This window comes from Caballeronia sp. LZ043, assembly GCF_031451075.1.
In the GTDB taxonomy this organism is placed as follows: domain Bacteria; phylum Pseudomonadota; class Gammaproteobacteria; order Burkholderiales; family Burkholderiaceae; genus Caballeronia.
This window is the reverse complement of sequence record NZ_JARUXT010000004.1, coordinates 1,027,170-1,047,082: the sequence shown is the minus strand read 5'-3', so window position 1 is coordinate 1,047,082 and position 19,913 is coordinate 1,027,170. Positions and strand designations below refer to the sequence as shown.

Genomic DNA, 19,913 nt, shown 5'->3' with positions numbered 1-19,913 from the left:
AGAATGACCTTCCCCCATTCGCGTTCCCGTTGAGGAGTCTCGCCATGCTTGACTTCGCTCTCCACGCCCGCACGCCGACGCTCGACATTTCCTTCGCCGATTCCGGCCCCCGCGACGGTCCGGTCACGCTTCTGCTGCACGGCTGGCCCGATGCCGCCCGCGCCTGGAACCCGGTCGCCGCGCGCCTCAACGACGCCGGCCGCCGCACCATCGTGCCGGAGCTGCGCGGCGCGGGCGGCACGCGTTTCCTCTCGCCGGACACGGTTCGCGACGGCTCCGGCGTCGCGCTTGCCCAGGATGCAATCGATCTCGCCGACGCCCTCGGCATCGCCCAATTCGATGTCGTCGGCCATGACTGGGGCGCGCGCGCCGCTTACACGCTTGCCGCGCTGTTTCCCGAGCGGGTGCGCCGCATGGCCGCGCTCGCCTTGGCCTACCAGCCGCGCGGCGCGTTCCGCCTGCCGGATTTTTCGCAGGCGCGGCGTTTCTGGTACCAGTGGTTCATGTCGCTCGATGGCGGCCCGGACGCCGTCGCCGCCGATCCGAAGGGCTTCGCGCGCATCCAGTGGGACACGTGGTCGCCGCCCGGCTGGTTCGACGAGGCCGAATTCGACATCACCGCACGCGCCTTCGAGAATCCCGACTGGGTGCCGATCACGCTCAACGCATATCGGCGGCGCTGGCGCGGCGATCAGCCGTCCGATCCGAGGCTGTCCGACCTGTACGCGCGTCTCGGGACGATCGAGCGCATCAGCGTGCCCGCGCTGATGATCCAGGGCGGCGCCGATGCCTGCGACGAACCCGCCAGCTCGGAAGGCCAGGAGTCCCACTTTCAGGCGGGCTACCGGCGCGTCGTGATCGACGGGGCGGGGCATTTTCCGCTGCGCGAGGCCCCCGACGCCGTGGCTGCCGAAGTGCTCCGCCATCTGGAGTGACCCGTCGATCAGGCGAGCGTCTTGCGCACCCCAGACGGACACTCCCGACACGTTTGGCGACAACCACTGTATGCGTGTACAGTACTGTTCGCTGCGGCAGCTGTGCGCTTCCGAACTCGCGCGCACCTCGCCCGAGGCCGTGAACGGCCGCCCAACTCATTGAACCGGTTGACAAATTGGCATCGAACAACGCAATCCGCATCCGCGGCGCACGTCAGCACAATCTCAAGAATCTCGACCTCGACCTGCACACCGGCCAGATGACGGTCGTGACTGGCCCGTCCGGCTCCGGCAAGTCGAGCCTCGTGTTCGACACGCTCTACGCGGAAGGCCAGCGCCGCTACGTCGAAACCTTCAGCGCCTACGCGCGCCAGTTCCTCGACCGGATGGACCGTCCGCAAGTGGAGCGCGTGGACGGCGTGCCGCCCGCCATCGCCATCGACCAGACGAATCCGGTGCGCAGTTCGCGCTCGACTGTCGGCACGATGACCGAGCTGAACGACCATCTGAAACTGTTCTACGCCCGCGCCGCCGAGCTGTTCGACAAAAAGACCTCGCACCGCGTGCGCCACGACACGCCCGAGACGATCTACGCCGAACTGCTCGAACGCACGCGCGCGGACGATCCGCGTCTCGCGATCACGTTCCCCGTCGAATTGCCCGACACCGCCAGCGACGCGGAAGTCGAGCAATGGCTGTCCGCGAGCGGCTACACGCGCGTGCAGGCGAAGCGCCACATCGAAACTGCGAGCGGCGGACGGCAGATGCTCGACGTCGTCGCGGACCGGTTCCGGCTCCAGAACACCGAGCGCTCGCGCGCGCTGGAGGCGATCGAAAGCGCGCTGCTGCGCGGCACCGGCCGGGTGGACGTCTACGTGCTGAAGGACGAGGGCGACCCCGACATCTGGCGCTTCTCCACGGGCCTGCACAGCCCGGAGAGCGACCTGCGCTACGCGGACCCGCAGCCGGCGCTGTTCTCGTTCAACTCGGCCTACGGCGCGTGCGAGACCTGCCGGGGCTTCGGCCGGGTGATCGGCGTCGATTACGGGCTCGTGATTCCCGACGAGAAGAAGACCTTGCGCGAAGGCGCGGTCAAGACGCTCCAGACGCCCGCGTGGAAAGAAAACCAGGACGATCTCGTGCGCTACGGCGCGAAGGCGGGCATCCGGCTTGGCGTGCCCTGGAACGAGCTGTCGCAGGAGGAGCGCGACTGGGTCATCAAGGGTTCGCCCGACTGGACCGGCAAGTGGCAAAACCAGTGGTACGGCGTGCAGCGCTTCTTCGACTATCTGGAGTCGAAGGCCTACAAGATGCACATCCGCGTGCTGCTGTCGAAATACCGCAGCTACACCCCGTGCCCGGTCTGCGCCGGCGCGCGCCTGAAGACCGAATCGCTGCTGTGGCGTCTCGGCACGAAGGAACAGGCGGATGCCGTACTGTCGCCCGCACATCGCTTCATGCCGCAAGGCGTCGATTGGACGCGCGCGCAGCTCGAGGCGCTGCCCGGCCTGACCGTGCACGACCTCATGCTGATGCCGATCGAACGCATCCGCCGCTTCTTCGATTCGCTGACGCTGCCGTCCACGTTGCTCGACGAAGCGCTCAAGCTGCTGCACGCCGAAGTGCGCACGCGCCTCAAGTATCTGTGCGATGTCGGCCTGGGCTATCTGACGCTCGATCGCCAGAGCCGCACGCTCTCCGGCGGCGAAGTGCAGCGCATCAACCTGACCACCGCGCTCGGCACGTCGCTGGTGAACACGCTGTTCGTGCTCGATGAACCGAGCATCGGGCTGCATCCGCGCGACCTGAACCGCATCGTCGAGGCCATGCACCGGCTGCGCGACGCGGGCAATACGCTCGTCGTCGTCGAGCACGATCCTTCGGTGATGCTCGCGGCGGATCGTCTGATCGACATGGGACCGGGGCCGGGCGAGCGCGGCGGGCAGATCGTCTATGACGGCACGCCCGGCGACATCCAGTCCACCGATACGCTCACCGGCGCCTATCTCGGCGGCCGCAAGCAGGTGGCGCATGCGTCGGACTGGAACCGGCGCGCCGTCGACAGGAACACGCCGCGCCTCGTGCTCGAAGGCGCGAGCGATCACAATCTGCGCGACGTCACCGTCGAGATTCCGTTGCAGCGGCTCGTCTGCGTGACGGGCGTGTCGGGCTCGGGCAAATCGACGCTGATCCAGGACGTGCTTGCGCCCGCGCTGATGCGCCATTTCGGCAAGGCGACGGAAGCGCCTGGCGCATTCCGCGACCTGAAGGGCGCGGAGCAGCTGAGCGATGTCGTGTTCGTCGATCAATCGCCGATCGGCCGGACGGCGCGCTCGAACCCGGCGAGTTACGTCGGCGCGTTCGATGAAATCCGCAAGCTCTACGCGAGGGCGCCGCTCGCGCTCCAGCGCGGCTACAGCGCGAGCATGTTCAGCTTCAATTCCGGCGATGGCCGTTGCCCGACCTGCGGCGGCTCGGGCTTCGAGCACGTCGAGATGCAGTTCCTGAGCGATGTCTACCTGCGCTGCCCGGACTGCGATGGCCGCCGTTACCGCGCCGAGATTCTCGAAGTGAAGATCGAGCGCGGCGGGCGGCACCTGAGCGTCGCGGATGTGCTCGAACTGACCGTCAGCGAAGCGGTCGAGCTGTTCGCGGAAGACAAGGAAGTGCTGCGCGTGCTGCAGCCGATCGTCGATGTCGGGCTCGAATACGTGAAGCTGGGTCAGCCGGTGCCGACGCTGTCGGGCGGCGAAGCGCAGCGCCTGAAGCTGGCGGGCTTTCTCGCGGAGACGTCGCAGGGCACCAAGGGCAAGAAGGGCGGCGAAGCGGAAAGCCGCCTCTTCATGTTCGACGAACCGACCACCGGCCTGCATTTCGACGACATCGCCAAGCTGATGCGCGCGCTGGGCCGGCTGCTGGAACGCGGCCATTCGCTGATCGTGATCGAGCACAATCTCGACGTGATCCGCGCCGCCGACTGGATCATTGATCTCGGTCCTGAAGGTGGCGACGGTGGCGGTCAGGTAGTGTGCGTCGGCACGCCGGACGAGGTGGCCGCCTGCGAACACTCGCATACCGGCCGGGCGCTGCTGGACTACGAGGAAGCCATGGCCCCGGGCGCAGCCGAGCGCGCCGGCGTGCCGCTGCAACTCGCCGCCGAAGTGGCGAGCGCACGGCGCGCGTTGCAGGGCGAGGACGTGGTGCGCATCGTCAATGCGCGCGAGCACAACCTGAAGTCGCTCGACGTCGATATCCCGCACAACAAGTTCAATGTGGTGACGGGCGTGTCGGGCTCGGGCAAGTCGACGCTCGCCTTCGACATCCTGTTCCACGAAGGCCAGCGCCGTTATCTCGAATCGCTGAACGCGTATGCGCGTTCCATCGTGCAGCCGGCGGGCCGCCCCGAAGTGGACGCCGTGTACGGCATTCCGCCGACGGTCGCCATCGAGCAGCGCCTGTCGCGCGGCGGGCGCAAGTCCACCGTCGCGACGACTTCCGAGGTTTGGCACTTCCTGCGCCTGCTGTACGTGAAGCTCGGCATCCAGCACTGCATCCACGACGGCACGCCGGTGCAGTCGCAGAGTTCGGAATCGATTGCCGCGCAGATCATGCGCGACTTCAAGGGCGCGCACGTCGGGCTGCTTGCGCCGCTCGTCGTGAACCGCAAGGGCGTCTATACCGATCTGGCGAAGTGGGCGAAGGCGCGCGGCAACACGCATCTGCGCGTGGACGGCGAGTTTCTGCCGGTGAGGCCGTGGCCGAAGCTCGACCGCTTCCGCGAACACACGATCGAACTGCCGGTGGCGGATCTGATCGTGACCCCGGAGAACGAAGCCGAACTGCGCCGCCTGCTCGACGACACGCTCGAAATCGGCAAGGGCGTGATGCATCTGCTCGCGCCGCTCGATGATCTGTACGGTTCCTGGGCCGACGGCAAGCGCCGTGGCGCGGAAGGAATGCGCATGTTCTCGACCAAGCGGGCGTGTCCCGTGTGCGGCACGAGCTATCCTGAACTCGATCCGCGCATGTTCTCGTACAACAGCAAGCACGGCTGGTGCAACACCTGTGTGGGCACCGGCGTGAAGCTGACGCGCGAGCAGCGCGCCGCGTTCGACGACACGCTGTTCGCACAGGACGATCGCGGCCGCGAACAGACCATCGGCTCGGTGGATCAGGAGCCGGACGACATCGTCGATCAGCCGTGCCCGGATTGCGAAGGCACGCGGCTGAACGACGTCGCGCGCGCGGTCACGTTCGGCAATTATCCGATCACGGAAGTGGGCCGCTGGACCGTCAGCGATACGCGCGAATGGATCGCGACGCTTCGGCTGACAGGACGTGACGCGGATATCGCGCGTGACGTGGTGAGCGAGATCGAAGGGCGCCTGCAGTTCCTCGAAGAAGTCGGGCTCGGCTATCTGAGCCTCGACCGCGCCGCGCCTACGCTCTCCGGCGGCGAAGCGCAGCGCATCCGTCTTGCCGCGCAACTCGGCAGCAATCTGCAAGGCGTGTGCTATGTGCTCGATGAGCCGACCATCGGCCTGCATCCGCGCGACAACCTGATCCTGCTGTCCGCGCTCAAGAAGCTCAACGACAAGGGCAATACGCTCGTGGTTGTCGAACATGACGAGGACACGATCCGCCGCGCGGATCACATCATCGACATCGGGCCCGGCGCGGGCAAGCGCGGCGGCACGGTGGTCGCGCAGGGCAACGTGACGGATCTCGCGGCCCACAAGGCGTCGCTGACCGGCCAGTTCCTCGCCAACCCGATCGTGCATCCGCTGCAGCCGCGCCGCGAAGTGCGCGCTGCGACCGCGAAGCGCGCCGCCGTGCCGGAGCAATGGCTGACGGTCGAAGGCGCCACCTTGCACAACCTGCGCGACGTGACGGCGAGCGTGCCGCTGAACCGGCTGGTCGCGATCACGGGCGTGTCCGGCTCCGGCAAGTCGACGCTCGCGCGCGACGTGCTGATGACCAACCTGCTCGATGCGGTCGGTCGCTCGGTGCTGTCGTCGCCGGCGGTGCGGCGCGCGCGCAAGTCGGCGCAGGCCGACAAGCCGGCGCCGGGATCGCGCGCCAGCGTGCTCGCGCGCGAAGCGCCGCGGCCGAAGTTCGACGTCAAGCATGCGTGGCAGGGGTGCAGCGGCGTGAGCGGTTTCGAGTCGATCGACCGCGTGCTCGAAGTGGATCAGACGCCGATCGGCAAGACGCCGCGCTCGTGTCCGGCTACGTACATCGGCATGTGGGACACCATCCGCAAGCTGTTCGCCGATACGCTCGAAGCCCGCGCGCGCGGCTATACGCCGTCGCGTTTCTCGTTCAACACGGGCGAGGGACGCTGCCCGGCCTGCGAGGGCCAGGGCGTGCGCACCATCGCGATGAGTTTTCTGCCGGACGTGAAGGTGCCGTGCGACGTGTGCCACGGCCAGCGCTTCAATCCGGAAACGCTGGCGGTGACGTGGCGCGGCAAGAACATCGGCGAAGTGCTGACGATGGAGATCGACGAAGCCGTCGAGTTCTTCTCGTCGATGCAAAGCATTGCGCATCCGCTGCAATTGCTGCGCGATGTCGGGCTCGGCTATCTGACGCTCGGCCAGCCTTCGCCGACGCTCTCCGGCGGCGAGGCGCAGCGCATCAAGCTCGTGACGGAACTGTCGAAGGTGCGCGACGACATCACGCGGCGCGGCCAGAAGCCGCCGCATACGCTCTATGTGCTCGACGAGCCGACGGTCGGCCTGCACATGGCCGACGTCGCGAAGCTGATTCGCGTGCTGCACCGGCTGGTGGACGGCGGGCATAGCGTGATCGTCATCGAGCACGATCTCGACGTGATCGCCGAAGCCGACTGGGTGCTCGATCTCGGTCCGGAAGGCGGCGTGAACGGCGGCATGATCGTCGCGGCGGCGGACCCGGACACGCTGGCGACGCATCCGCGCAGCCACACGGGCACGGCGTTGCGGCCGGTGCTGGCACGTGCGAGGCCCGCTGAAAATGCTGCGTGACCTCAGTGCGCTGCTCGCGTCGATGGAGCCCGAGCTTCAGCCGGGCGTGTATGTGTTCGCATCGGTGACGCATGGAAGCGCGCCCGCGAGCGCTGACGTCATCGCGACGTTTCGCGAGCGCGAGGGCCTGACGGTCGTGATGGAGGAACACGCGGCGCAGGCGGCGGGCCTGACGCCGCTGTTCCGCGCGGCGTGGATCACGCTGACCGTGCACTCGGACCTGCATGCGGTGGGACTGACGGCGGCGTTCGCGCAGGCGCTCGGCGAGGCGGGCATCAGCTGCAACGTGATGGCGGCGGCGTATCACGATCATCTCTTCGTGCCCGCCGACGATGCCCCGCGCGCCATGGACGCGCTGCTTTCCTTGCAGAAGCGGGCTGGTATGCTGGCGGCCTCTTCGAAACCCTGAAAGCACACCAGATGGAAACGCAGGACAAAGCCGTTGCGCTAAAAAGAATGAAGTGGTTCGCCTTCGCGTTGCTGATCGCGGCGGGCGCGTTGTTCGCGCTCGCCAAGAGCCGGCACGATGAGGGGATCTGGGCGTGGGTATCGTCGTTCGCGGAGGCCGCAATGGTCGGCGCGCTCGCCGACTGGTTCGCGGTGGTTGCGCTGTTCCGCCATCCGCTCGGCGTGCCCATTCCGCACACGGCGATCCTGCCGGCGAACAAGGCGCGCGTCGGCGACAACCTCGCCGCGTTCGTCCGCGACCGCTTTCTCGGCACCGATGCGCTGGTGGCGCGCGTGAACGCGTTCGATCCGGCGAGCCGTCTGTCGCTGTGGCTCGCCGAGCCGAAGAACGCCGAGCTGCTTGGCAAGAAGGCGGTGACGGCGGTGGGCCAACTGCTGTCCTTCGCCGATGACGACCGCATCAAGACCATGCTGCACGACACGCTGCGCCGCCGCGCGGACCAGTTCGATCTGGCGGGCGCGGCGGGCGGCGTGCTGGCGTCGCTGACCTCGGATCGTCGGCATCAGCTGCTGCTCGACGAAGGGCTCGCGCAGATGGCCGCGTGGCTCGACAAGCCCGAAGTGCAGGAGATGCTCGCGGCGCGCATCGTCGCGGTGGCGGGCGAGGAGTATCCGAAGCTGGTCGGCATGCTGGGCTTCGTCGGATTGAACGCCGAGGATCTCGGCAGCAAGTTCGCGGCCGGACTGGTGCGCGGCGCTAACCAGTGGCTGCACGACGTCAGCAGCGATCCGGAGCATGAACGCCGCCTGGCCTTCGATGCAGCCGTGGCGCGGTTTGTCGAACGCCTGCGTACGGACCCGGCGTTCAAGGCGCGCATCGACGAGCACAAGCGCGAATGGCTCGAACGGCCGGAACTGCGGGATTACGTGAACGGTCTGTGGGACGAATTCGTCGCATGGCTCGATGCCGACATCAGGCGGCCCGACTCGGCGCTGCACATGAAGGTGGTTGCAATGGCGGGCGGATTCGCTTCGGCGCTCGGTAATGATCCGGCCTTGCGCGATTCGATCAACGAGCACATGCGCGACGCGCTGAAGGCGCTGGCGCCGGAACTGCGCGACGGCATCGCGAAGCATATCGCCGCCACGGTCAAGCAATGGGACGACGCGACGCTCGTGCGTGATGTCGAGCTGAACATCGGGCGGGATCTGCAGTTCATCCGCGTGAACGGGACGCTGGTGGGCGGCGCGGTCGGTATCCTGATTCACGCGGTCACGGCGTTGCTGTGAACGCCTGCGGTTCGTGCGGATCAGCCGGCGTCGGGGTCGGTGTTGCTCGCGGCGCTGGGTTCTTGGACGCCGTCATAGGTTTGCGCCGCCTCCGTTGACTCTGGCAGTGCCGAGGCAGCCGGGGTCGCGCCAGGCGGTGAGTTTGATGTGACCGCGTCGCCTTGTGGCTTGCCGGAAGAATCGTAGGCCTGAGTGGTTTGCGTGCCGTCCTTGCCGTACGTGTAGGCAACCGACGCGCCGTCCTTGTCGAAATCGTCCTTCTCCGTCACCACGCCTTGACCGTCGGAAATCGTGGCCGAGTAGGCGCCGCCCGTCTGCCGCGCATACTCGATGTGCTGTTGCAGGTTGCCGTTGGCATCCCTGAGGTCGGCGGAGGTGAGCTTGCCATCGGCCCCGAAATGCTGCGTGCCCTGCATGCCGGATGCATAGGTTTCGTTCATCGACGTGATCTTGCCGTCACCAGCCGGATCGCCCAGTTGCGCGGCGGTCGGTGAACCCAGTCCGGGCGGCACGACTCTCCTGTTTGCGCCGCCGTAGTAGTCGTAGTAATCGCTCGATGCGTTGCTGGGCGTTTCCGTGGCGTTGAGGCTCGCCGCTCTGTCGATCAGTCTGTTCTTGTCCTGTTCGTCGGACAGGCCCGACTGCGTATCGGACGCGTGCAGACTGTCGAGCGCTTGCTGGGTTGGGCCGCCTGGTTGTTCGCCCGCCATGTTGATGAGCATCCCGGGATGCTCCGGCGTCGAGGTGTTCCGCAAGATTTCCTGGCCGACTTTCCAGTTGTTGTAGATCGCCTCGCCTTCGCCGCGCAAACCCAGCATCGCTTCCACGTCGAACGCCTCGGGATCGCGTGGATTGACGCCGTAGCGGGTCGCAAACGCCCGGTCGTTGCTGCGACTCTCGAAATGGCCGAGCTCGTGTGAAAGTGCCCCGATCCAGTTGCCGTCGGATAACCCGGCAAAGTTGTGGGCGAGTACGATCCGGTGCTGCGTAGCGTCCTCGAAATAGGTCCCTTTGTCCGGGCCGACCGCAATCGGCTGGATATCTCCCGAGCTGACTGCCGCGCCGTAATCCTGGAGGTCTGCCTGCATCGTTGGACTCTGGTTGATGAGCCTGACCTGGTTCTCTGTCGGATGCACGTCGCCCCAGTATGACTCCTTGCCGGTTACCGGTTGTATGGCCATGCGGGCTCCTGTTGCGTTCGGCTCATCTGGCCGCGCCAATGAGCCAACTGATGGAAGTGCGCGGATGGAGCACTATTCCCTGCGGAGCCACTGCCCGGGCGGTAATGGAATATTTCGCGGACGCTTCACGGAACCCGCCTGGTCCGCCAGCGATATGATGTGTGCACCCGGCCCCCTGAGCAGCAGCGAGCCGGACGTCGCACCTCAACCTCTTGCGCGCGCAACGTATCCCATGCCCCAGCCCAACAACGCCCTGATCGAACAGTTCTACACCGCGTTCCAGCGTCTCGACGCCGAAGCGATGGCCGCCTGCTACGCGCCCGACATCCTGTTCCAGGATCCCGCGTTTGGCGTACTGCGCGGCAAGGAGGCCGGCGACATGTGGCGCATGCTGCTCGGCCGGGCCGCCGACTTCTCGCTGTCCTTCGACAGCATCAAGTCCATCGGCCAGGTGGCCAGCGCGCGGGTGGTGGCGCGCTATACGTATTCCGCGACCGGCAGGCCCGTCGTCAACGAGATCCAGGCGCGCTTCGCGATCCGCGACGGGCTCATCGCCGAACACACCGACGTCTTCGATCTCTGGCGCTGGAGCCGCCAGGCACTCGGGCCGAGCGGCTGGCTGCTGGGCTGGACGCCGCAGATGCAGCACGCCATCCAGAGCCGGGCGCGCCGCACGCTGAACGACTATCGCCTGAAGTACCGCAAGGCCGCGCCATGACACGCATCGAAAGCACGGACCACGCGCCCCTCGACGACGCGCGTCTCGAAGACGAATGGCTCGAGGCGGACGCCTTCGGCGGCTTTGCATCGGGCACCGTGGGCACCGTGCGCACGCGGCGCTATCACGCGCTGCTGCTCGCGGCCACGCAGCCGCCGGCAGGACGCGTCACGCTCGTCAACGGCGTCGAGGCATGGCTCGAAGCGGACGGCCAGCGCTATCCGCTGACCATGCAGCGTTACGCGCCGGACATCCTTTATCCCGATGTCCGCGCCAGCCTGCTTTCCTTCGACACATCGCCCTGGCCTACGTGGCGCTTTCGCGTGGGCGTCGACGCGGTGATCGTGGCGGAGGTGTTCGTCGCGAAGGAGAGCCGCGCGACCGTATTGCGCTGGCGTTTCGAGGGCGCGACGCCGTCCGCCTGGCAGAACGGGAACGCGCGTCTGCACGTGCGGCCGCTGGTCTCCGGACGCGACTACCACGCGCTGCATCACGAGAATGCCGCGTTCGGCTTCGATGCCACCGTCGAGGGCGAGCGCGTGCAGTGGCGTCCGTACTGCGATCTGCCCGTCATCGATGTGAAAGCGAACGGCGAGTATGAACATGCGCCCGACTGGTATCGCAACTTCTGCTATGCCCGCGAACGCGAGCGCGGTCTGGATTTCATCGAAGATCTCGCGGCGCCGGGCGTCTTCCATTTCGACCTCGCGCACGCCGACGCCGTCATGATCCTGCACGCCCACACCGGCGCGGAGCGGCCCGACACGGAGGCCGCGCTCGCGCATGCGGCGCGTCTCGCCGCGACCGAAACGCAGCGGCGCGCGGCGTTCGGCTCGCGGCTCGCGCGCTCCGCCGACGCCTACGTGGTCAATCGCAGCGGCGGCCGCACGATCATCGCGGGCTTTCCGTGGTTCACGGACTGGGGCCGCGACACCTTCATCTCGATGCGCGGCCTGCTGCTGGCGTCGGGCCGTCACGATGAAGCCGAGTCCATCCTGCTCGAATGGGCCGGCACGATCTCCGAAGGCATGGTGCCGAACCGCTTTCCCGATAGCGGCGGCCTGCCGGAATACAACTCCGTCGATGCATCGCTGTGGTTCGTCGTCGCGGTGCAGGACTATCTCGCGACGGGCCACGCGCGTGCCGCAACGGCAAGCCGCCTGCAACGCGCGGCCGGCGCGATCCTCGACGGCTATGCGCGCGGCACGCGCTTCGGCATCGCTGCCGACAGCGACGGCCTGCTGCGCGCGGGCGTGCCCGGCGTGCAGCTCACGTGGATGGATGCAAAGGCGGGCGACTGGGTCGTGACGCCGCGCATCGGCAAGCCTGTGGAGGTGCAGGCGCTGTGGATCAATGCGCTGTCGGCAAGCTCGGCGTGGAGCGCGCAATGGCAGACGCTGCGCGACCGGGCGCACAGCGCGTTCACCGCGCGCTTCGTCGATCCGGCCACGCACACGCTCTACGATGTCGTCGACGTGGACCACGAGCCCGGCAAGGTGGATCGCGCGGTGCGTCCGAACCAGATCTTCGCGGTGGGCGGGCTGCCGTTCGCGCTGGTGGACGGCGAGGTGGCGCGCGCGGTCGTCGCGCAGGTCGAAGCGCAACTGCTGACGCCGCTTGGCCTGCGCACGCTCGCGCCTTCGGACCCGGCGTACCGGCCGCATTACGCGGGCGGCGTGCTGGACCGCGACGGCGCGTATCACCAGGGCACTGTGTGGCCGTGGCTGCTGGGGCCGTTCGTCGAGGCCTGGGTGCGCGTGCATGGCGTGGCGGGCGCGCGCGAGCGCTTCCTGACGCCGCTGTATGCGCATCTCGACCGCTACGGGCTGGATCACATCAGCGAAGTCGCCGATGGCGACGCGCCGCACACGCCCGGCGGCACGCCGTTCCAGGCGTGGTCGCTGGCGGAGTTGCTGCGCATCGAGAAACGGCTCGGCACGGACTGAGCAGGGCGCGCGCGCCGCGTGCCCAAACGCGCTAAATTACGGCTCTTGCCAGAGGGTTCGCGCATGGCCTGGACAAGGTCCGGGCGAGGTTCAGCGCGCCCGCACTTCAGGAGACGTTCATGCCGAAATCGCGCCCCGTCAATCAGATCGACACCGTCGAGGGCTCACGGCTCCATTCGGCCGATTGCGCGCACTGGCAGCGCTGGGGACCGTACCTGAGCGAGCGTCAATGGGGCACGGTGCGCGAGGACTACAGCGAGTTCGGCACCGCCTGGGAATACTTTCCCCACGATCACGCGCGCAGCCGCGCCTACCGCTGGGGCGAGGACGGTCTCGCCGGGTTCGGCGACGACAAGCTCAACTGGTGCGTGTCTTTGGCGCTGTGGAACGGCGCGGACCCGATCATCAAGGAGCGGCTCTTCGGTCTGACGAACCAGGAGGGCAATCACGGCGAAGACGTCAAGGAGCTGTACTTCTACCTCGACGGCACGCCGACCCATTCCTACATGCGCATGCTCTACAAGTATCCGCATGCGGCATTTCCCTACGCCGATCTCGTCGATGAAAACGGCCGGCGCAGCGCGGAAGTCCCCGAGTACGAAGTGCTCGACACCGGCGTCTTCGACGGCGAGCGCTACTTCGACGTGCAGGTCGAATACGCGAAGCACACGCCCGACGACATCGTGATGCGCGTGACTGTCGAGAATCGCGGCGCGGTGGCAGCCGCGCTCGACGTGCTGCCGCAGATCTGGGCGCGCAACAGCTGGTCGTGGCGGCCGACGCCTGTGAAGCCGTCGCTCACGCAGGAGACGGTGGAGGGCCAAGGCACCTATGTGCTCGCCGAACAGACCGGCCACGAGCCGATGGTGGTGACGGCGTGGTCGGCGGACGACGCGGCGGTGGACTGGCTCTTCTGCGAAAACGAAACCAATGTCCGGCGCCTGCACGGCATGGACGGCGAAGGGCCGTTCAAGGACGGCTTCAACGATTACCTGGTGAACGGCGACGAGACCGCCATCCGCCGCGCCTCCGGCACGCGCGCCGCGGCTCATGTGCATCTCGCGCTGGAGCCGCACGGCCGCGCAGTGGTCTATCTGCGCTGGCGGCCCGAATCGGCGCCCGATGCCGTGCCGCTCGACGCGGATGCCCTGTTCGAGCGCCGCATCGCCGAAGCGGACGAGTTCTATGGCGCGCTCCAGCACGACATCGCCGGCGTGGATCAGCGGCTCGTGCAGCGGCAGGCGCTGGCCGGCATGCTGTGGTCGAAGCAGTACTACCAGTTCGACGTCACCCGCTGGCTCGACGGCGATCCCTTGCAGCCCACGCCGCCGAAACAGCGGCGCTTCGGGCGCAACGTGGACTGGCGGCACCTGTGCAATGCGGACATCGTGTCGATGCCGGACAAGTGGGAATACCCGTGGTATGCGTCGTGGGATCTCGCGTTCCATGCAGCGGCCTTCGCGCTGATCGATCCGGAATTCGCCAAGCGGCAATTGCTGCTGCTCGTGAAAGACCGCTATCAGCATCCGAACGGACAATTGCCCGCCTACGAATGGGCCTTCGGCGACGCCAATCCGCCCGTGCATGCGTGGGCCACGTGGCGGGTCTACGAGATCGATCGCGCGATCACCGGCAAGAGCGACCGCGACTTCCTCGAACTCGTGTTCCACAAGCTGCTGCTGAACTTCTCGTGGTGGGTCAACCGCAAGGACGCCGACGGCAAGAACATCTTCCAGGGCGGCTTTCTCGGGCTGGACAACATCGGCATCTTCGACCGCTCGTCGCCGCTGCCGACCGGCGGTCACATCGACCAGGCCGACGGCACCGCGTGGATGGCCGCCTATGCGCTCGACCTGATGCGCATCGCGCTCGAACTCGCGTATGCGAACAAGGTGTTCATCGACATCGCGGTGAAGTTCTTCGAGCACTTCCTGTACATCGCCGAGGCCGTGAGCTGCGAGGACGATTGCGATACCGGCCTGTGGGACATGGAAGACGAGTTCTTCTACGACAAGCTGCGCCTGCCGGATGGCAGCAACGTGCCGATGCGCATCCGCTCGATCGTCGGGCTGAGTCCGCTGTTTGCCGTGCATGTGCTGGAGCCGCGCGTGCACGGCTCGCTGCCGGGACTGCGCGACCGCATGCACTGGTTCCTCGAACATCGTCCGGATCTGGCCAAGCTCGTGTCGCGCTGGAATATCGCGGGGCGCGGCAACAGCGTGCTGCTGTCCCTGCTGCGGGGGCATCGCATGAAGGCGCTGCTCAAGCGCATGCTCGATGAAACCGAGTTCCTCTCGGATCACGGCGTGCGGGCGCTGTCGCGCGTCCATCTCGACAACCCGTTCGTCTTCTATCACAACAGCGAAAGCTTCAGCATCCGCTATCTGCCGGGCGAGTCGGACTCGCGCGTGTTCGGCGGCAATTCGAACTGGCGAGGCCCGGTGTGGATGCCGGTCAACTTCCTGCTCATCGAATCGATCCGCGAGTTTCACCGCTATTACGGCGACGACTTCCGCGTCGAATATCCGACCGGGTCAGGCCAGAAGTTTTCGCTCGCGCAGATCGCCGATGAACTCGCGCGCCGCGTGAGCACGCTGTTCCTGCTCGACGCGAACGGCGAGCGTCCCGTGATGCGCGCCTATCCGCAATTGCAGGCAGACCCGCGTTCGCGTGACCTCGTGCTGTTCCACGAATACTTTCATGGCGACAACGGGCGCGGCGTCGGCGCCTCGCATCAGACGGGCTGGAGCGGGCTCGTTGCGTTGCTGTTGCATCCGCATGCGTCGGGGCCGTCGGGCGTCGTGCCGCTCGCCGGCGAAGCCGATGCCGAAGTCCAGGAGTTCGCCGGCGCCAAGTAAAGCGGCGCGCGGCGGTTTCGGAATCGTCCGATGGTGGCGGGTTCTCCGTTTTCGTATGGTTGCTTCGAAACAATCGAAGCGAGACCACGGAGAAAATGATGAGTCATGCCATCAACCGGCACTCCGTGAGCGGCTACCGCCAGCGGCTGGGCGCCTGGAGCCAGGTCAGGATCGAACATGAGCATTGCCCGCCGTTTGCCATCGTGATGACGGTGTTCGGCTCGGCCATGGCCGGCATCGTGTGGTTCAGCGGCAGGCTCCATAGTTTCGCCGGCGGCTGGATTGTCGGCCTGACGATCTTCGCCGCACTGGGCGGGTTCATCCACTGCCGTTTCAGTGGCGCGCGGGCGTTCGAGCGGCGCATCCTCCGGCGCCGGCGCGCATGGCTCAAGCAGCCATCGCAGCGACAGAGCGGCTCAGCAGCACCGGAATGGACTTCGAGGTCGGCGTGCCCGCGCCATCCGCGACGGAAGACAGCGGCACGAGCGGATTCGTCTCCGGGTAATAGGCACCGAGACAGCCGCGCGGAATGTCGTATTCCACCAGGGTGAAGCCGTTCACGCGGCGCTCCACGCCGTCGTCCCACACGCTCGTGATGTCCACCCGCTCGCCCGGCTCGAAGCCAAGCAGGTCGATGTCCTCGCGGTTCGCGAACAACACGTGACGCTGGCCGTACACGCCGCGGTAACGGTCGTCGAGGCCGTAGATGGTCGTGTTGTACTGGTCGTGCGAACGAGTGGTCATCAGCGTCATCAGGCGCTCGCCGTGACGCGCGCGGGCCCGGTGAATCGGCGTGTCGTGCGCAATGGCATGCACGATGAACTGCGCCTTGCCGCTCGGCGTCTTCCACACCCGCTCGCGCGAGGCCACGCCCAGATGAAAGCCGCCCGGCTGCTTGAGGCGCTCGTTGTAGCGCGCGAAGCCGTCGATCACCTTTTCGATGCCGTCGCGGATCAGCGCGTAGTTGCCCGCCTGCGCGAGCCAGTCCACCTTGCTTGAACCCAGTGTCGCCTGCGCCATGCGCGCGACGATCGCCACTTCCGAAAGCAGGTTCGGCGAGGCCGGCTTGTTCATGCCGTACGAGATGTGCACCATGCTCATCGAGTCCTCCACGGACACGCCTTGCGGCACGCCGTTCTGCAGGTCGATTTCGGTGCGGCCGAGCGTCGGCAGGATCAGTGCGTCGCGGCCGTGCACCAGATGGCTGCGGTTGAGCTTGGTCGTGATGTGCACGGTGAGGTCGCATGCGCGCATCGCTTCCCAGGTGCGCGGCGTGTCGGGCGTCGCGATCGAGAAGTTGCCGCCCAGCCCGATGAACACCTTCACCTTGCCTTCGAGCATCGCGTGGATGGTTTCGACCACGTCATAGCCATGCTCGCGCGGCGGCTCGAAGTCATAGGCCGCGCCGAGCCGGTCGAGAAAGGCCTGGGTCGGCTTTTCTTCGATGCCCACGGTCCGGTCGCCCTGCACGTTCGAGTGGCCGCGCACCGGGCACAGTCCCGCGCCGCGCCGGCCGATATTGCCGCGCATCATCATCAGGTTCGACAGCAGCTGGATGGTCGGCACCGAGTTCTTGTGCTGCGTGAGGCCCATGCCCCACGTCGAGATGACGGCGCGGCCCTTCACGTAGATATCGGCGAGATTCAGCAGGTCGTCGCGCTCGACGCCCGATTCCGCGAGGATCGCGTCCCAGCTTTCGGCGCGCAGGTCGTCGGCGAAGGCGTCGAAGTTCACCGTGTGCTCCGCGATGAACGCGACATCCAGGACGCGCTCGCCGCCGTTCGCCACGGCCGCATCGTCCAGTTCGATCACGCGCTTCGCCACGCCCTTGATGAGCGAGAAGTCGCCGCCCACCTTCGGGCGGATGAACACCGAACTGATCTTCACGCCCCTCGGCGACAGCATGTCGAGCGTGTGCTGCGGGCTCGCGAAACGCTCGAGGCCGCGCTCCTTCAGCGGGTTGATCGACACGATGGTCGCGCCGCGCTTCGCACACTCGCGCAGTTCGCCGAGCATGCGCGGATGGTTCGTCGCGGGATTCTGGCCGAACAGCAGCAGCGTGTCGGCGTGCTCGAAGTCGTCGAGCGTGACCGTGCCCTTGCCGACGCCCACCGTATGCGGCAGGCCGCGGCTCGTCGCCTCGTGGCACATGTTCGAGCAGTCGGGAAAGTTGTTAGTGCCGTACATGCGCACGAACAACTGATACAGGAACGCGGCTTCGTTGCTCGCGCGGCCCGAGGTATAGAAGGCGGCGCGGTCGGGATCGTCGAGCTGCTTCAGGTGCGACGCGATCAGCTCGAACGCATCGTTCCATTCGATCGGCACGTAACGGTCGCGCTTCGCGTCGTAGACGAGCGGGTCGGTCAGACGGCCGTGTTGTTCCAGTTCATAGTCGGTCTGCGCCATCAGCGCGTGTACCGTGTGCTGCTCGAAGAATGCAGGCGTCACGCGCTTGCTGGTCGCTTCGGCGGCGACGGCCTTCACGCCGTTTTCGCAGAACTCGAAGGTCGAGCCGTGCTCGCGGTCGGGCCACGCGCAGCCGGGACAATCGAAGCCGTCGGGCTGGTTCTGCTTGAAGAGCGTCCGGTAGTTCCCGCCCGCCACGCGCTCCTTGACGAGGTTGATGGCGACCTGCTTCAACGCGCCCCAGCCCGCGGCCGGGTGCGTATAAGGTTCGATGCGGGCTTCGGGCTTCTTCATGGCGTTCGGATCAGGCTGAGCATGCAATGAGAGAAGCCTACTGTGTTCCGAAACGAACGCGGCGCACAGAAAAAGCGAAATTCGAGGGATACAGTTGCGGCGTTTTGCCCTAGACTGCACAGTCAGGCCCGCCGCGACGTCTCCAGGGAAAGCGCCATTGAAACTCTACGAAAAGCTTGCCGACGAAATCGAGGAAGCCGTGCGCCGCGGCGTGTTCGCGGCGGGGGAGAAGATCGCGTCGGTGCGGCAGGCGAGCCAGCAGCACGGCGTGAGCATCAAGACGGTGCTGCACGCCTACGCAATCCTCGAAAGCCGCGGCGTGCTGGAGACGCGGCCGCAGTCCGGCTATTTCGTGCGCGCGAAACCGCCGGCGGGCGTGGCCCAGGCCGCGCCGAAGCGGGTGAGCGCCACGGCATCGGAGGTGGACGTGAGCCGGCTGGTGCTGTCGACGCTGCGCAGCATCCGCGCGCAAGACGCCGTGCCGTTCGGCTCGCCGTATCCGGATCCCGAGCCGTTTCCCTGGCGGCGCATCAACCAGTACGCGAACGCCATCGCGCGGCGGCATTCGAGCTGGAACCTGATCGACGACCTGCCGCCCGGCAATCCCGAGCTGATCCGGCAGATTGCGCGGCGTTACGCGGAGAACGGCGTGCCGGTGAATCCGGAGGAGATCGTGATCACCGTCGGGGCGACCGAGGCGATCAACCTGAGCCTGCAGGCGGTCGCCAGGCCGGGCGATACGGTCGCGGTCGAGTCGCCCACGTATTACGCGATGCTGCATGCGATCGAGCGGCTCGGCATGCGCGCGATCGAAGTGCCGACCCATCCCGTCGACGGCATCGATGTCGAGGCGCTCGCGCAGATTATCGCGAAGCGCAAGATTGCCGCGTGCATGGTGATGCCGAACTTCCAGAATCCGCTCGGCTTCCAGATGCCCGACGAACGCAAGCGCGCGCTCGTGGAACTGCTCACGGAGCACGATATTCCCGTCATCGAGAACGATGTCTATCACGAGCTCTACTACGGCGACACGCGCCCGACGACCCTCAAGAACTTTGACACCAAGGGCCTCGTGCTGCATTGCGCGTCGTTCTCGAAGAGCCTGACGGCGTCGTACCGGATCGGCTGGGCGATGCCGGGGCGCTACCGGGCGCAGGTCGAGAAGCTCAAGTTCCTCAACACGCTGACGACGCCGTCCGTGCCGCAGATCGCCATCGCCGATTATCTGCGCCAGGATGGCTACGACCGGCATCTGCGGCGCGTGCGGCGGCTCTACCGGCAGCAGGCGCGCATCATGACCGCGCTGGTCGAACGCTTCTTTCCGGCGGGCACGCGCACCTCGGCGCCGCAGGGCGGCTATGTACTGTGGGTGGAACTGCCGAAACACGTCGATTCGATGCGGCTTTATCGCGCGGCGCTCGATTGCGGCATCACGGTCGGGCCGGGTTACATGTTCTCGACGCGCAATGCCTTCAGCCATTACATCCGGCTCAACTACAGCTATCCGTGGACGGCGCAAAGCGAAGCCGCGTTGCGGCGGCTGGGCGCGCTGGCGGGCGAGATTGCCGCGCGCAGGGAGAAGGGAGACAGAAGATGAGCGATGACATCGATCCGGCGCTGGTCGCCGTGCTGGAACAACTGTGGCGCGCGCGGGAAGGGTCGCCGCAGCGGGCCTGGTCGCTGGCGAAACTGGCGAAGCAGTCCGGTCTGCCGATGAGCACGCTCAGGCGTCAGCTGACCGGGCTCGAAGACGCGGGGCTGGTGCAGGTGACGATCAACGAGGACGGCACCGGCAGCGCGTGGCTCAGCGAGCAGGGCGAGACCTTGTGCCAGGCGGTGTTCGGCGCGGCGGGATAAGCCGGTCAGCGCGTT

General features: G+C 66.7%; 12 protein-coding genes. 9 read left to right on the top strand and 3 right to left on the bottom strand.

The window, feature by feature from the left end; translation table 11 throughout:
- Positions 1–44: 44 nt before the first annotated feature.
- The 4 genes from QCE64_RS32320 (at position 45) to QCE64_RS32305 (ending at position 8,638) form a co-directional block, all read left to right on the top strand.
- Complete coding sequence (locus QCE64_RS32320) at positions 45–935, top strand: alpha/beta hydrolase (protein ID WP_310008240.1); 891 nt, start codon at positions 45–47, stop codon at positions 933–935.
- A gap of 176 nt (positions 936–1,111) precedes the next feature.
- Entirely contained in the window at positions 1,112–6,940 is a 5,829-nt protein-coding gene (gene uvrA / locus QCE64_RS32315; RefSeq protein ID WP_310008239.1) for an excinuclease ABC subunit UvrA, read from the top strand.
- Complete coding sequence (locus QCE64_RS32310) at positions 6,930–7,349, top strand: ACT domain-containing protein (RefSeq protein ID WP_310008236.1); 420 nt, start codon at positions 6,930–6,932, stop codon at positions 7,347–7,349. The genes uvrA and QCE64_RS32310 overlap by 11 nt, the downstream gene beginning before the upstream one ends.
- An 11-nt stretch (positions 7,350–7,360) precedes the next feature.
- Positions 7,361–8,638 (top strand): DUF445 domain-containing protein, encoded by a 1,278-nt coding sequence (locus tag QCE64_RS32305; protein ID WP_310008233.1) that lies wholly within the window; start codon positions 7,361–7,363, stop codon positions 8,636–8,638.
- 20 nt (positions 8,639–8,658) lie between these two features.
- On the opposite strand, the gene QCE64_RS32300 is transcribed toward QCE64_RS32305, so the two are convergent.
- Positions 8,659–9,819: a hypothetical protein gene (locus tag QCE64_RS32300; RefSeq protein ID WP_310008231.1), complete on the bottom strand. Its 1,161-nt coding sequence runs from the start codon at positions 9,817–9,819 to the stop codon at positions 8,659–8,661.
- A gap of 232 nt (positions 9,820–10,051) precedes the next feature.
- On the opposite strand from QCE64_RS32300, the gene QCE64_RS32295 reads away from it, so the two are divergent.
- From QCE64_RS32295 to QCE64_RS32285, 3 genes are all read left to right on the top strand, one after another.
- Positions 10,052–10,537: a nuclear transport factor 2 family protein gene (locus QCE64_RS32295; protein ID WP_309926722.1), complete on the top strand. Its 486-nt coding sequence runs from the start codon at positions 10,052–10,054 to the stop codon at positions 10,535–10,537.
- Positions 10,534–12,483 (top strand): amylo-alpha-1,6-glucosidase, encoded by a 1,950-nt coding sequence (locus QCE64_RS32290; RefSeq protein ID WP_310008229.1) that lies wholly within the window; start codon positions 10,534–10,536, stop codon positions 12,481–12,483. The genes QCE64_RS32295 and QCE64_RS32290 overlap by 4 nt, the downstream gene beginning before the upstream one ends.
- A gap of 119 nt (positions 12,484–12,602) precedes the next feature.
- Entirely contained in the window at positions 12,603–15,341 is a 2,739-nt protein-coding gene (locus QCE64_RS32285) for an MGH1-like glycoside hydrolase domain-containing protein (protein WP_309926719.1), read from the top strand.
- A 133-nt stretch (positions 15,342–15,474) separates the two neighbouring features.
- Here QCE64_RS32285 and QCE64_RS32280 read toward each other — a convergent pair whose 3' ends face one another.
- Both QCE64_RS32280 and QCE64_RS32275 read right to left on the bottom strand, forming a co-directional pair.
- Positions 15,475–15,663, bottom strand: a complete 189-nt coding sequence (locus tag QCE64_RS32280) for a hypothetical protein (protein ID WP_309926717.1) — start codon at positions 15,661–15,663, stop codon at positions 15,475–15,477.
- 65 nt (positions 15,664–15,728) lie between these two features.
- Positions 15,729–18,041 carry an FdhF/YdeP family oxidoreductase gene (locus QCE64_RS32275; RefSeq protein WP_310008227.1) on the bottom strand — a complete coding sequence of 771 codons (2,313 nt, stop codon included), beginning with the start codon at positions 18,039–18,041 and terminating at the stop codon, positions 15,729–15,731.
- 157 nt (positions 18,042–18,198) lie between these two features.
- On the opposite strand from QCE64_RS32275, the gene QCE64_RS32270 reads away from it, so the two are divergent.
- Together QCE64_RS32270 and QCE64_RS32265 are read left to right on the top strand one after the other, a co-directional pair.
- Positions 18,199–19,638 carry a PLP-dependent aminotransferase family protein gene (locus QCE64_RS32270; protein WP_310008225.1) on the top strand — a complete coding sequence of 480 codons (1,440 nt, stop codon included), beginning with the start codon at positions 18,199–18,201 and terminating at the stop codon, positions 19,636–19,638.
- Positions 19,635–19,898 carry a helix-turn-helix domain-containing protein gene (locus QCE64_RS32265; RefSeq protein ID WP_309926712.1) on the top strand — a complete coding sequence of 88 codons (264 nt, stop codon included), beginning with the start codon at positions 19,635–19,637 and terminating at the stop codon, positions 19,896–19,898. Before QCE64_RS32270 ends, QCE64_RS32265 begins: the two co-directional genes overlap by 4 nt.
- The last annotated feature ends 15 nt before the right edge of the window (positions 19,899–19,913 follow it).

What these genes read in the sequence shown, in the direction of transcription:
- QCE64_RS32320 (WP_310008240.1), top strand. Translation starts at nt 45, where the DNA reads ATGCTTGACTTCGCTCTCCACGCCCGCACGCCGACGCTCGACATTTCC.
- QCE64_RS32310 (WP_310008236.1), top strand. Translation starts at nt 6,930, where the DNA reads ATGCTGCGTGACCTCAGTGCGCTGCTCGCGTCGATGGAGCCCGAGCTT.
- QCE64_RS32305 (WP_310008233.1), top strand. Translation starts at nt 7,361, where the DNA reads ATGGAAACGCAGGACAAAGCCGTTGCGCTAAAAAGAATGAAGTGGTTC.
- QCE64_RS32300 (WP_310008231.1), bottom strand. Translation starts at nt 9,819, where the DNA reads ATGGCCATACAACCGGTAACCGGCAAGGAGTCATACTGGGGCGACGTG.
- QCE64_RS32295 (WP_309926722.1), top strand. Translation starts at nt 10,052, where the DNA reads ATGCCCCAGCCCAACAACGCCCTGATCGAACAGTTCTACACCGCGTTC.
- QCE64_RS32290 (WP_310008229.1), top strand. Translation starts at nt 10,534, where the DNA reads ATGACACGCATCGAAAGCACGGACCACGCGCCCCTCGACGACGCGCGT.
- QCE64_RS32285 (WP_309926719.1), top strand. Translation starts at nt 12,603, where the DNA reads ATGCCGAAATCGCGCCCCGTCAATCAGATCGACACCGTCGAGGGCTCA.
- QCE64_RS32280 (WP_309926717.1), bottom strand. Translation starts at nt 15,663, where the DNA reads ATGAACCCGCCCAGTGCGGCGAAGATCGTCAGGCCGACAATCCAGCCG.
- QCE64_RS32275 (WP_310008227.1), bottom strand. Translation starts at nt 18,041, where the DNA reads ATGAAGAAGCCCGAAGCCCGCATCGAACCTTATACGCACCCGGCCGCG.
- QCE64_RS32265 (WP_309926712.1), top strand. Translation starts at nt 19,635, where the DNA reads ATGAGCGATGACATCGATCCGGCGCTGGTCGCCGTGCTGGAACAACTG.